The 12,084-nt window shown below is 73.0% G+C and carries 11 protein-coding genes and 1 pseudogene; 9 read left to right on the forward strand and 3 right to left on the reverse strand.

The genetic code is table 11. The annotated features are described in order from the left end of the window. Positions 1-137: 137 nt before the first annotated feature. Both NP048_RS07340 and NP048_RS07345 read right to left on the reverse strand, forming a co-directional pair. Positions 138-611 carry a hypothetical protein gene (locus NP048_RS07340; protein WP_227577549.1) on the reverse strand — a complete coding sequence of 158 codons (474 nt, stop codon included), beginning with the start codon at positions 609-611 and terminating at the stop codon, positions 138-140. A gap of 488 nt (positions 612-1,099) precedes the next feature. After that, on the reverse strand, positions 1,100-2,767 hold the full coding sequence (locus NP048_RS07345) for a recombinase family protein (protein ID WP_227577551.1): 1,668 nt from the start codon (positions 2,765-2,767) through the stop codon (positions 1,100-1,102). Positions 2,768-2,793: 26 nt separating this feature from the next. On the opposite strand from NP048_RS07345, the pseudogene NP048_RS07350 reads away from it, so the two are divergent. The 4 genes and pseudogenes from NP048_RS07350 to NP048_RS07365 form a co-directional block, all read left to right on the forward strand. Further along, positions 2,794-3,393, forward strand: a pseudogene (locus NP048_RS07350) (ATP-binding protein); the annotation flags it as partial. After that, positions 3,390-4,604: a DNA-processing protein DprA gene (gene dprA / locus NP048_RS07355; RefSeq protein WP_227577552.1), complete on the forward strand. Its 1,215-nt coding sequence runs from the start codon at positions 3,390-3,392 to the stop codon at positions 4,602-4,604. The pseudogene NP048_RS07350 and the gene dprA, both read left to right, overlap by 4 nt. Positions 4,605-4,747: 143 nt before the next feature. Continuing rightward, entirely contained in the window at positions 4,748-5,674 is a 927-nt protein-coding gene (locus NP048_RS07360) for a tyrosine recombinase XerC (protein WP_227577553.1), read from the forward strand. Between the two features lie 80 nt (positions 5,675-5,754). Next, positions 5,755-6,684, forward strand: coding sequence for a FliA/WhiG family RNA polymerase sigma factor (locus tag NP048_RS07365; RefSeq protein ID WP_227577554.1), 930 nt, complete (start codon positions 5,755-5,757; stop codon positions 6,682-6,684). Between the two features lie 8 nt (positions 6,685-6,692). On the opposite strand, the gene NP048_RS07370 is transcribed toward NP048_RS07365, so the two are convergent. Next, positions 6,693-7,259 (reverse strand): murein hydrolase activator EnvC family protein, encoded by a 567-nt coding sequence (locus tag NP048_RS07370; protein ID WP_227577555.1) that lies wholly within the window; start codon positions 7,257-7,259, stop codon positions 6,693-6,695. Between the two features lie 440 nt (positions 7,260-7,699). Between NP048_RS07370 and rpsB the strand changes: the two genes are divergently transcribed. The 5 genes from rpsB to NP048_RS07395 all read left to right on the forward strand — a co-directional run bounded on the left by rpsB (position 7,700) and on the right by NP048_RS07395 (position 12,056). Beyond that, entirely contained in the window at positions 7,700-8,740 is a 1,041-nt protein-coding gene (gene rpsB, locus NP048_RS07375; RefSeq protein ID WP_227577556.1) for a 30S ribosomal protein S2, read from the forward strand. 116 nt (positions 8,741-8,856) lie between these two features. Beyond that, a complete protein-coding gene (gene tsf, locus NP048_RS07380) occupies positions 8,857-9,702 on the forward strand; it encodes a translation elongation factor Ts (protein ID WP_227577718.1) in 846 nt (281 codons plus the stop codon). A gap of 135 nt (positions 9,703-9,837) precedes the next feature. Continuing rightward, positions 9,838-10,593, forward strand: a complete 756-nt coding sequence (pyrH, locus tag NP048_RS07385; RefSeq protein WP_227577557.1) for a UMP kinase — start codon at positions 9,838-9,840, stop codon at positions 10,591-10,593. A 63-nt stretch (positions 10,594-10,656) separates the two neighbouring features. Then, positions 10,657-11,214, forward strand: coding sequence for a ribosome recycling factor (gene frr / locus NP048_RS07390; RefSeq protein WP_227577558.1), 558 nt, complete (start codon positions 10,657-10,659; stop codon positions 11,212-11,214). After that, positions 11,214-12,056: a phosphatidate cytidylyltransferase gene (locus NP048_RS07395; protein ID WP_227577559.1), complete on the forward strand. Its 843-nt coding sequence runs from the start codon at positions 11,214-11,216 to the stop codon at positions 12,054-12,056. Before frr ends, NP048_RS07395 begins: the two co-directional genes overlap by 1 nt. Positions 12,057-12,084 lie beyond the last annotated feature (28 nt).

Consider the following 12,084-nt stretch of genomic DNA (forward strand, 5'->3'; position numbering starts at 1 on the left):
GTCGGACCTGTCGACCGTCCTCGCCTGCGTAGGTCGAGAGCGCGAGAGCGACCGCGACCCATGAGCCGGGCAGCACGCCAGCTGCGACAGCGCCCAGCACGGCGCGCTGCCACTCGTGCCGCCCGGCCGGCATTGGGTCAGCCATCGCCTTCCCCCTCGTCGTCAGAGTGAGCGGCGCCGAACGCCGCTGCGAGCGCCAGCCCGCTGGGCTCCGGACCCGGGGGCGGCGGGTCCATCCGCACGTGTTGGTGCGCGATGCCCCACGCCTCGGGCACGCCCAGCGCCTCAAGCGCGGCGGGCACGACGAGGGACACCCGCCCACCGGCCTGGGCCCCGTTGGCGATTCGCCCGGCGTCCTCCAGGTCTGCGAGCGCGTCGAGAACCTGAGCATGCGTCAGGCCCGTGTGCCGCGAGATCCGCTCGACGTTCAGCCGCACGGCTGGCATGTCCGCGAGGACGAGCGCCAGCACGACATCAGCAGGGGTCGCGCGAGGCTGGGGGGATCGTCTCCACACCGAGCCCGTGCCGATGCTCGCCCGGCGCAGCGCGAACCGCTGTGCGTCGAGCCAGCCGGACAGCGTCGGCGCGAGTGCGTCGCTGCGCCCGCTCATGCAGCACCGCCGGGCACGACGGCGGCGCCATCTTCGTACGCAAGGACGTCGGCCAGCCGGTAGCGGACAGCGCCGCTCCCCGAGAGCTTGAGGTAGGACGCACCGCGCCCCTGGGATCGCTGGTTGGCGAGCGTGCCAGGGCTGAGGCGCCATCGTGCCGCTAGCTCGCGCTCCGTGAGCAGGCTGTGCCAGGGGTCGGGGCTGGGCGCCGAGTTCTCTACGGCCATGGTGGTGTGCTCCTGTCTGGAACGCCGAACGGCCCCGGTCCGGACCCTCGGGGGAGGCGTCCAGACCAGGGCCGTCCGGCTCTGTGGTTGCTGTGGGGTGACGGGGCCCGTTCCTCTGGGCTCTGATCCGCCGTCATGGGCGACGACTGCGGGGGACATGTCTCACGTTGCCGGGTGGGTCGGGCACGAGTTCTCATGCCCTCCCACCTGATAGAGACGGCCCAAGTCGCGATCTTGTGCGTCAGGCAGCAGTGATCTCGGTCACACCACGTCGGAGGACACTACGGGGACGGCGTCGGGCCCGGTCAGATGTTCACCGAACAGGTGCGAGGCCCAATCTGCGAGGGCACTAGCTGAGGACGGGAGCGGCATGGGCTCGGCGCTCTGGTCCGCGTCGACCTCGCCGGGCAGGCGGAAGGCGACGCGCAGTCGCGATGCGACGTCCTGTCCCCGCTTGCCCGTCCCTCGCTCGACGTAGAAGCGCACACCGGACGCTCGCAGGATCGCGTTTCGGGCGGCGTCGTCGCCCGCAGCCTGCCAACGGTCAGCGAGGGTCTCGCCGGTCTCCTCCTCCCGCCACCCTGACGGGATCCGCTCCTGCGCCATCAGCTCCTCGCGGCGGCGCTCCAGCTCGGAATAGGTCGCGCGGAACTCCGCGAGTCCGGCGGTGGTCGAGTACATGCCAGCTGCGCGGTCCTCGCGCATCTGCGCCAGCGCCTCCGTGATCTCGGCGACACGAGCCGCGACGTCGTTGCCCTGGACCCAGACGCGCCGAGTCACCGGCTTGTGCCCCCAGTCGCCCAGGATCGCGCGAGTGACGACGTCGTCAACGTCGGCACACGGAAGGACGCCGTTGGTGCACAACTGGGAGCCCTGGCGGGCTCGGGATCCACAGCGGTAATACTTCTGCCCCCTCCCGCCGTTGACTCGGTACATCGGTTCGTCGCGCCCCTCGGTCGCACACTCCCAGCACCAGAGCACGCGCAGGAGTAGCGCGCGGTCGAGACGCGCCCCCGGCTGACGGCCGGAGCCCTTGCGGTTCTCGCTCAGGATGGCCCGAATCTCGTCAAGCTCCGAGCGCGTCAGGATCGCCTCTGCACGCTGCACGGGCAGGCCGTCGGCGCCGCGCACTACGTACTCACGGCGACCGCCGTCGGGCTGCGTCTCCTCGCGCACCATCTGGCCCAGCATCCGATCGGACGTCATCACCCGCATCAGGTTGCCGGTCCGCCACTCGCCACGGCCCGAAGGCGTCGGCACGCCGTGCCGGTTCAGATCCGCGCAGATGCCGTTAGCGCTCTCGCCCCCACGGATGCGATCTGCCAGCGCCCGCACGAGCGCCGCAGCGTCCGGGTCTACGGCCAAGCGCTTATGCCCGTCCTCGCCGGTGGCCACGCGGTAGCCGAACGGGGGCGTGCCGCCCCGCCAGCGCCCTTCACGCGAGAGCTTGTCGAAGGAGGAGCGGGCCCGCGCCACCATGCGCTCGCGCTCGCCCTGCGCCAGTCCACCCAGCACGGCAACCGTGATGGCACCCGCCGGACCTGTGTACTCCGTTCCCTGGGTGTCGAACACCGGGCGCCCCTCTGCGCGGGCCCAGTCGATCACTGCAAGTAGGTCCGCCGCCCGGCGACTCAGCCGGTCGAGGTTCCACGTGACCAAGGCGTCCCACTCTCCGGCGCGGCAAGCCGCGAGCGCAGCCCGCTTCTCGGCGGGTGACGCGTCTCGGTTGGCGAGAGTGCGGGGGAGGTACTGGCCCAGGTCCGGACGCGCCCACGGGGCGACGTCGCCTGAGACATCCTCGTCGATGGCCCAGGCGGTGATCTCGTGCCCTGTGAGCGCTGCCCACCGCTCGACGGCCTCGCGCTGGCGCTCTATCGACGTTGACGCGGCGTCAGTGCGGCTGAGTCGGAGGACCCCAAGGATTCGCATGGTTGGGGAGTCTATAGCGATCGGGCGATGAGGCACCGGAGTTCACGTCGGCCGTGCTGCAGACGTTGCGGCAGCCGCTCGAGCACGGTGAGCTCGTGCTGCACCGTGCCGCCGGCACCGCGCGGTACCCCGCGCGCTTCCAGCTGGTCCTCGCGGCCAACCCCTGCCCGTGCGGGCACGCGGTCGGCAAGGGCCTGGCCTGCACCTGCCGGCCCGAGCAGCGCCGACGGTACTTCGGCAAGCTGTCCGGGCCCCTGCTGGACCGGGTGGACCTCCAGCTCGAGGTCCCCGCGGCCCGTGCCGCGGATGTGGCGGGTGAGGACACCGCCACGGTCGCGCGTCGGGTGGTGACGGCGCGCGCGGCGCAGCAGGACCGCTGGCGCGGGACGGGGTGGCGGACGAACGCCGAGGTCCCGGGCCGTGCGCTGCACGCGCGTCTCGGCGCGGACCGCCCGCTCGTCGCGGACCTCGAGCGGGCCGTCGACCGTGGGACCTTGAGCCTGCGGGGCGCCGACCGTGTCCTGCGCGTGGCCTGGACCGTCGCCGACCTCGCAGGCCGTGCCGCGCCCCACCGCCACGACGTCGCGCACGCCCTGGTGCTCCGGACCCGGGGGCACGGGGCATGAGCGGGACGTCCGCGTCCGAGGGGCCCCGTGACCACGCCGGGTCCGACAGCGACCGCCGCGCGCGGGCGGTCTGGAGCGCGTTGGCCGAACCCGGCGACGCCGTCGCCGGGGCGCTGGTCCAGACGTGCGGTGCCGCGGCTGCCCTGGCATGGGTCACGAGCGCCGCGGACACCGACCGGCCGGACTGGTCGGGGCTCGAGCGATCGGCCGGTGAGCTGGACGAGTCGCTGCGGCGACGTGTCGACGTCGGCGTCCGCAGGTGGGCGGCACGGTGGCGGTCGCTGGACCCCGAGCGCGACCGTGCTGCCGCGCAGCGGTCCGGGGCACGTCTCGTGGTCCCCGGCGATCCCGCCTGGCCGGGCGGCCTGGACGACCTGGGGGCGCTCGCACCGTTCGCGCTGTGGGTGCGCGGCGCCCCGCCGACCGCGTCCCGGTCCGTGGCGCTCGTGGGGGCGCGGGCCAGCACGAGCTACGGGGAGCGGGTGACGGTCGACCTCGCCGTGGAGCTGGCGCGCCGCGGCTGGGTCGTCGTCTCCGGCGGCGCCTACGGCATCGACGCCGCAGCCCACCGCGGTGCGCTCACGGGTGGTGGTGCGACGCACGTCGTGCTGGCCGGGGGAGTCGACCGCGCGTACCCCGTCGGCAACGCCGCCCTGCTCGAGGAGGTGGTGCGCGCCGGCGGGAGCCTGATCAGTGAGGTGCCACCCGGGTCGACGCCCACCCGGGGCCGCTTCCTGCAACGGAACCGGCTCATCGCGGCGGTCTCCCACGCGACGGTGGTCGTCGAGGCGGCGTGGCGCTCGGGCGCGGCGAGCACGGCGCACCACGCGGCGCGGCTCCTGCGACCGGTCGGGGCAGTCCCCGGGCCTGTCACGTCCGCTGCCTCGGCGGGCTGCCATCGGCTCCTGCGCGACGGGGTGGCGGTGTGCGTCACGGACGCGGACGAGGTCGTCGAGCTCGCGGGGAACGTGGGTGCGGACCTCACGCCCGTGCCCACCGGCACCGACGTCCGTCCGACCGACGGGCTCGACCCGGTGGCGCGTCGAGTGCACGACGGCCTGTCGCGGCGTACGGCGCGTGACGCGGAGCAGATCGCCGCGCGCGCCGGGACGACGCCCGCGCAGGCCCGTGCGATGCTCGGGCTGCTCGAGCTCGACGGCCTCGCGCGAAGGGTCGCGTCCGGTTGGGTGGTGTCAGACGCGCAGGAGTAGCGGACGGGTGAAAAAAAGCGGCGTTCGTGGGAATACGCGTCGAAGGAACGGACATCCTCGACCAATCCGTGCAGGCCATTCAGGAGGAGTCTTGAACGCCCCTTGTCGAACCGCGTGTCTCACGTCACCTTAGGGGGGTGCAGATGTCCGAGATCACCCCAGGGACGCCCCACCGGGCGCTCCTGTGCAGCGACTTCGTCCTGCACCTGCGCGCGCAGCGCGGGGTTTCGGAGCACACGGTCCGTGCATATGTCGGCGACATCGAGCATCTTCTTGAGCACGCGGTGCGTCATGGCGTCACCCGTGTGGACGAGATCGACATCACAGTTCTTCGCGGCTGGCTGGCAGCGATGGCGAAAGCCGACCTCAGCCGCGCGACACTCGCGCGGCGCGCGGCTGCGGCCCGCACCTTCTTCACGTGGGCCACCCGCACGAGCCGCGTCGCCGCGAACCCGACGTCTCGCCTCGGCACCGCGCGCGCCGCGGGCACACTGCCCACCGTCCTGGCCGTCGAGCCCGTCGCCCGGCTGCTCGACGCGGCTCGGGAGCGTGCTGCGGACGGGGACCCGGTCCACGTGCGTGACTGGGCGGCCGTCGAGCTCCTGTACGCGACCGGCGTGCGGGTCGGTGAGCTGTGCGGCGCGGACGTCGACGACCTCGACCTCGACGAGCTCACCCTGCGCGTCGTCGGCAAGGGCGACAAGGAGCGTGTGGTGCCCTTCGGGCGTCCTGCGTCGCGCGCCGTCCGCACCTGGCTGAACGCGGGGCGACCGCTTCTCGCCGGAGAACGCTCGCGCGGCGCCCTGTTCCTCGGCCGGCGGGGCGGGCGCATCGACCAGCGGCAGGTCCGCACGGTGGTCCACGACCTCGCCGCGCTGGTCGGCGTGGACGACGTCGCACCCCACGCGCTGCGTCACACGGCGGCCACGCACCTGCTCGAGGGCGGCTCCGACCTGCGCACCGTGCAGGAGATCCTCGGCCACGCGAGCCTCGCGACCACGCAGCGCTACACCCACGTCTCGGCCGAGCGGCTCCGCTCCGCCTTCGAGCTCGCCCATCCGCGGGCGTGACCACCATGACCACCACTCGCGGCGGGGTCCCTTCCCCCTGCCTGACCGCCAGCACCACCAGCACAGATACGGAGCCGACGATGCCGGCACTTCACGAGGTCCTCGGCGATCGTGACACGCGCACGGCGGTGCGCGGCTACGGTCCGGGGACCGCGCCGACCGGTGTCATCCCGCAGCAGCGGACGGCGCCCACCGAGCTCGCGGCTCCCGCGCTCGACGCTCCGGCCCTCGAGGTGGCCGAGGAGCGGTCGCCCGTCGACATGGCGTGGGAGCGCTTCACGACGAGCCACTGCACGCAGGCCCGTGAGCAGCTGATCCTCAACTACGTGCCTCTGGTCATGGCGGTCGCGGGGCGCATCGGCATGCGTCTGCCGGCGACGGTCGAGCACGCCGACCTGGTCTCCTACGGCATGTTCGGTCTCATCGACGCCATCGAGAAGTACCGCACGGACCGTGCCGTGAAGTTCGAGTCCTACGCGTCGTCCCGGATCCGGGGCGCCATCATCGACGAGCTGCGGGCGATGGACTGGGTCCCGCGGTCGGTACGGACCAAGGCCCGCGCCGTCGACCGCGCCTACGGCGAGCTCGAGGCGACCCTGCACCGTGCGCCGACCGAGGTGGAGGTCGCGGAGCGGCTCGAGCTGCCCGTCGGGGAGCTGCGAGCCGTCTACTCCCAGCTCGCCTCCGTGAACATCGCCGCCCTCGACGAGCTCCTCGCCGGCAGCGACGACCGCCCGGGCGCGGCCACGCTCGCGGACACCCTGGGTGACCGTCGCGCGCAGGATCCGGCGGGTTCGGTCGAGGCCCAGGAGACCAAGTACCTGCTGTCCCGCGCGATCGAGTGCCTGGGGGAGCGCGAGCGGCTCGTCGTCGTCCTGTACTACTACGAGAGCATGACGCTGGCGGAGATCGGCCGCGTCCTCGGCGTCACCGAGTCGCGGATCTCGCAGATCCACACGGCCGCCATGGGTCGGCTGCGCACGCGGCTGCGGGACGCCGAGCACGCCTGACGCCGGCCTCACGGCAGCGGCAGCAGGACGACGGGTCCCCGACCGGGAAGCAGCGCCCACGGGTCGACGTAGACGTCGCCCTCCCGGACACCCCAGTGCAGTGCGGGGCCGCCCGGGACTCCACCGTGCGCGTCTCCCGCCACCGTGCCGAGCGGGTCGCCGGCGACGACGCGGGTGCCGGCAGGAAGCGTCGCGCTGACGGGTTCCAGACTGCTGCGGCGCCCGTCGTCGTGCAGCACGGACACGACGCCACGGCCGGCGACCAAGCCGGCGAACGACACCACCCCGGCCGCGGGCGCGCGTACCTGCCCGTCCGCGGGCGCCGACAGGTCGACCCCGCGATGACCCGCGAGCCACGGTCGAGGGGGCGGGTCGAAGGGACGCAGCACCCGGCCGGGCCCGTCGAGCGGGAGGCGGTAGACGCCAGCGTCGGCGGGAGGAGCCGGCCCGGGCGCCGCGGCCCCCGGCGCGGCCCACGCCATGGCGATGCCCAGGCTGAGGCCGACCACCCAGGCGACGAGCGGCCGGGTGGGGCGCCGGGCGGTGCCGGGACGAGCGCGGGAGGACGGGTGCACCGGTCGATCGTCGTGCGCGGTGCGGTGGTGTGGTGTCGGAGGGTCACGGGCTGGGGACGAGCGCGCGACGGCAGGGACCTGGGGTCGGGTGGCGCTCCGGCACGGGCGGTCGGACGCCGTGCGCCCGGTCCGGACGCCGTGCGGCGGTGGGCTAGACTGTTCCCACGACCGGCGTGTGTCGGTCGAATTCGCGTGCCACGACCCTGGTCGTTCACGTCGACGTCCTGCGACGTCCGCACCGCCCTCGGGCGGCTCGGGGGTGGCGCGGGGCCCGGCGCCGACGGCGGGGGACCGTCCGCAGCGGTCCGGGCCTCGTGCCCGGCGCGGGCAGTGTGGGGCACCAGGGGCACGGCCGCCGGCCGCGCCGACAACCGAGATCGCGGGCCCGGGGGGTCCGCAGGAGCGCGCGCACCTCGCGGTGCGCGCCGGAAGGACGTGCCATGGCCGTCGTGACCATGCGCCAGCTGCTCGAGAGCGGTGTCCACTTCGGGCACCAGACCCGCCGCTGGAACCCCAAGATGAAGCGCTTCATCTTCACCGAGCGCAACGGCATCTACATCGTCGACCTGCAGCAGTCGCTGTCCTACATCGACCGCGCGTACGAGTTCGTCTCGCAGACGGTCGCCCACGGCGGGTCGATCCTGTTCGTCGGCACGAAGAAGCAGGCGCAGGAGCCCGTCGCCGAGCAGGCCGCGCGCGTCGGCATGCCTTACGTGAACCAGCGCTGGCTGGGCGGCATGCTCACCAACTTCACCACGGTCCACAAGCGTCTGCAGCGCCTCAAGGAGCTGGAGCAGGTCGACTTCGACGACGTCGCGGGCTCGTCCCTGACGAAGAAGGAGCTCCTGGTCCTGCGTCGCGAGAAGGACAAGCTCACGAAGACGCTCGGCGGCATCCGTGACATGGCCAAGGTCCCCTCGGCCGTGTGGATCGTCGACACGAACAAGGAGCACCTCGCGGTCGACGAGGCGCGCAAGCTCGGCATCCCGGTCGTCGCGATCCTCGACACCAACTGCGACCCCGACGTCGTCGACTACCCGATCCCGGGCAACGACGACGCGATCCGTGCCGTCCAGCTGCTCACCCGCGTGATCGCGGACGCCGTCGCCGACGGCACGCTCAAGCGCCACTCCGGCGGTGCCGCGGGGGCGCAGGGCGCCGACGCCGCAGCCGAGCCGCTGGCCGAGTGGGAGCGCGAGCTGCTCGCCGGCGCCGAGGCCGGTCTGCAGGACCCGGCGCTCGCACCGGCAGCGGTCGAGGCCGCCGCCGAGCAGGTCGGTGACGTGGAGGCCGCCCCCGGCACCGCGACGCCGGACGAGGCAGCAGTCGCACCGGGCGAGGACGCTGCGCCGGCCGTCGAGGCCGCCGCCGCGGCCGAGGCCCGCGAGGAGGCCGCAGCCGCACAGGACGCCCCCGCCGAGGAGGCTCCCGCCGAGGCCGTCGTCGAGCCCGCCACGGCGCAGGACGCCGAGCAGGCCTGACGCCCGGTGCCCTGACGGGCGCCCGGCACGACCCACGGGTGCGGCGCGGACCACCGCGCCGCACCCGGCATGCCGAGGACGTCGGCATGACGAGAACTCGAGGACGGACGGAAGTCATGGCGAACTACTCGCTGGCAGACATCAAGGCGCTGCGGGAGCGGACCGGCGCCGGCATGCTGGACGTGAAGAAGGCGCTCGAGGAGGCGGAGGGCGACGCCGACAAGGCGCTCGAGATCATCCGCGTCAAGGGCCTCAAGGGCGTCGGCAAGCGTGAGGGCCGCTCGGCCTCCGACGGCCTCGTCGCGGCCCACGTCGGCCCGACCGCCGACGGCGAGGGCCAGGTCGGCGTGCTCGTCGAGGTCAACTCCGAGACGGACTTCGTCGCGAAGAACCAGACCTTCATCTCGCTGGCCGACCGCGTGCTCGCCGCAGCCGTCGCCAGCGGCGCCGCCGACGCCGACGCGCTGCTCGCCGCCGAGTCGGACGGCACGCCCGTCCAGACGGTGGTCGACGAGACGGCCGCGACGCTGGGCGAGAAGATCGTCCTGCGCCGTGTCGCCCGCCTCGCCGGCGAGCACGTCGAGGTCTACCTCCACAAGGTCAGCAAGGACCTGCCCCCGCAGGTGGGTGTCCTCGTCGCGACCGACGTCGCCGGTGCCGGGGTCTCGCGCGACATCGCGACGCACATCGCCGCGTTCTCGCCGTCGTACCTGACGCGCGACGAGGTGCCCGCGGACGTCGTCGAGAACGAGCGCCGCATCGCCGAGGAGACCGCCCGCAACGAGGGCAAGCCCGAGGGTGCGCTGCCGAAGATCGTCGAGGGCCGCCTCAACGGGTTCTTCAAGGAGGCGGTCCTGCTGGACCAGGCGTTCGCGAAGGACAACAAGAAGACGGTCGCCCAGGTCCTCGCCGAGGCCGGCGGGACCGTGACAGGCTTCGTGCGCTACCGCGTGGGAGCCTGAGCGCGTGACGACGACGGTGGCCCCGGCCCACGAGGGCCGGGGCCACCGTCGCACCGGGCGCCCGCGGTCCGCCGGGCGACCCGCACCGAGCCAGCGGGCACGCGCCACGCGGCGCACGAGCGAGGTGGAGGACACGTGAGCGAGCAGCCGTCGTCGCAGGAGTCGCACCGGCGAACGCCGGACGGAGCACGCCGAGTCCTGCTCAAGCTCTCCGGTGAGAGCTTCGGTGGCGGAGCCGTCGGGCTGGCCGTCCCGGTGGTCCGTCGCATCGCGAAGGAGATCGCCGCCGCCGTGAACAACGGCGTCCAGGTCGCGATCGTCGTCGGGGGAGGCAACTTCTTCCGTGGCGTGGAGCTGCAGGTCAGCGGCATGGACCGCGCCCGCGCGGACTACATGGGGATGCTGGGCACGGTCATGAACTGCCTGGCGCTGCAGGACTTCCTGGAGCAGGCCGGCGTCAGTACGCGCGTGCAGACCGCCATCGCGATGGGGCAGGTCGCCGAGCCGTACATCCCCCTGCGGGCCATCCGGCACCTCGAGAAGGGTCGCGTCGTCATCTTCGGCGCCGGCGCAGGGATGCCCTACTTCTCGACCGACACGGTCGCCGTGCAGCGAGCCCTGGAGACCCACTGCCACGAGGTCCTCATGGGCAAGAACGGCGTGGACGGCGTCTACTCCGCAGACCCTCGCCACGACCCGGACGCGCGCAAGCTCGACCACCTGACGTACACCGAGGCGATCGTCGGGGAGCTCGGGGTCATGGACACGTCCGCGATGAGCCTGTGCCGCGACAACGACGTGCCGATGCGCGTCTTCGGTCTCGAGGAGACCGGCAACGTCACGCGTGCTCTCGAGGGTGAGAAGATCGGGACGCTCGTCACCTCGAGCTGAGCACCGCGCGGACGGCCTACCGCCCGCCACGCCCAGGGCCACGAACCAGACGAAGGAGCACCGGTGATCGACGACACACTTCTCGAGGCCGAGGAGAAGATGGACAAGGCTGTGGAGGTCGCCAAGGAGGACTTCGCGGCGATCCGCACGGGCCGCGCGAACGCCGCGATGTTCGCGAAGGTGTTCGTCGACTACTACGGCTCCCCGACGCCGCTGCAGCAGCTGGCCTCCTTCAACGTGGTCGAGGCGCGCACGATCCTGGTGTCGCCGTTCGACAAGTCGTCGACGACGGCGATCGAGAAGGCCCTGCGCGACTCCGACCTCGGCGTCAACCCGACCAACGACGGCAACGTCGTGCGCGTCGTGCTCCCGGCACTGACCGCCGAGCGCCGCAAGGACTTCGTCAAGCTCGCCAAGACCAAGGCCGAGGACGCGCGCATCTCGGTGCGCTCCGTGCGCCGCCGGGCCAAGGAGGAGCTCGACCGCATCGCGAAGGACGGCGAGGCGGGCGAGGACGAGGTGGCGCGCGCCGAGAAGGAGCTCGAGTCGCTCACGAAGAAGCACGTCGAGGTCGTCGACCAGCTGCTCGCCTCCAAGGAGAGCGAGCTTCTCGAGGTCTGATGACTCAGCTCGCCGCACCTCGCAAGACCGGCGCGGGCCGGGACCTCCCGGCCGCCGTGACGGTCGGTGTCCTGCTGCTCGGAGTCGTCGGCGCGTCGCTCTTCATCCGCAAGGAGGCGTTCGCGGCGTTCGCGGTGATCGCGGTCGCGGCCGCGATGTGGGAGCTCGCGCAGGCATTCACCCGGCGCTCGATCCACCTCCCGCTCGTCCCGCTGATCGTCGGCTCCGCAGGGATCCTCGTCTCGGCGTACGTCGCGGGGACCGAGGCGCTGTTCGTCGCGTTCCTGCTGACCGTCGGCGGTGCCGTCGTGTGGCGCGTGCTCGACGGCAGCGGGGAGGCCGCCCTGCGCGACGCGTCGGCCGCCACGTTCGCCGCTGCCTACCTCCCGTTCCTCGGCGGGTTCGTCATGCTGCTGCTCGCCGAGCCTGACGGGCCGGCGCGCGTCGCGCTCTTCGTGCTCCTGGCCGTCGCGTGCGACACCGGCGGCTACGTCGTCGGGACGCTGCTCGGTCGGCACCCGCTCGCGCCGTCCGTCAGCCCGAAGAAGTCGTGGGAAGGACTCCTCGGCTCCCTCGTGCTCACGAGCGTGGTCGGCGTCGTCGGCATCCAGACGGTGTTCCACGGCGAGCCGCTCGTGGGTGCGCTGCTGGGAGTCGGCGTCGTGGTGAGCGCGACGCTCGGCGACCTCGCCGAGTCCTTGATCAAGCGCGACCTCGAGCTCAAGGACATGGGCCGGCTGCTGCCCGGCCACGGCGGCGTGCTGGACCGTCTGGACTCGCTGCTGCTCACAGCCCCCACCGTGTGGGTGCTGCTCACCGTGCTGCAGCCGGCTGCCGGCTGAACGCCCTGACCCCCGAAAGGAGGCGCCG

It is taken from the genome of Cellulomonas xiejunii (assembly GCF_024508315.1).
GTDB classification, from domain to species: Bacteria; Actinomycetota; Actinomycetes; order Actinomycetales; family Cellulomonadaceae; genus Cellulomonas; species Cellulomonas xiejunii.

What these genes read in the sequence shown, in the direction of transcription:
- NP048_RS07340 (WP_227577549.1), bottom strand. Translation starts at nt 611, where the DNA reads ATGAGCGGGCGCAGCGACGCACTCGCGCCGACGCTGTCCGGCTGGCTC.
- NP048_RS07345 (WP_227577551.1), bottom strand. Translation starts at nt 2,767, where the DNA reads ATGCGAATCCTTGGGGTCCTCCGACTCAGCCGCACTGACGCCGCGTCA.
- dprA (WP_227577552.1), top strand. Translation starts at nt 3,390, where the DNA reads ATGAGCGGGACGTCCGCGTCCGAGGGGCCCCGTGACCACGCCGGGTCC.
- NP048_RS07360 (WP_227577553.1), top strand. Translation starts at nt 4,748, where the DNA reads ATGTCCGAGATCACCCCAGGGACGCCCCACCGGGCGCTCCTGTGCAGC.
- NP048_RS07365 (WP_227577554.1), top strand. Translation starts at nt 5,755, where the DNA reads ATGCCGGCACTTCACGAGGTCCTCGGCGATCGTGACACGCGCACGGCG.
- rpsB (WP_227577556.1), top strand. Translation starts at nt 7,700, where the DNA reads ATGGCCGTCGTGACCATGCGCCAGCTGCTCGAGAGCGGTGTCCACTTC.
- tsf (WP_227577718.1), top strand. Translation starts at nt 8,857, where the DNA reads ATGGCGAACTACTCGCTGGCAGACATCAAGGCGCTGCGGGAGCGGACC.
- NP048_RS07395 (WP_227577559.1), top strand. Translation starts at nt 11,214, where the DNA reads ATGACTCAGCTCGCCGCACCTCGCAAGACCGGCGCGGGCCGGGACCTC.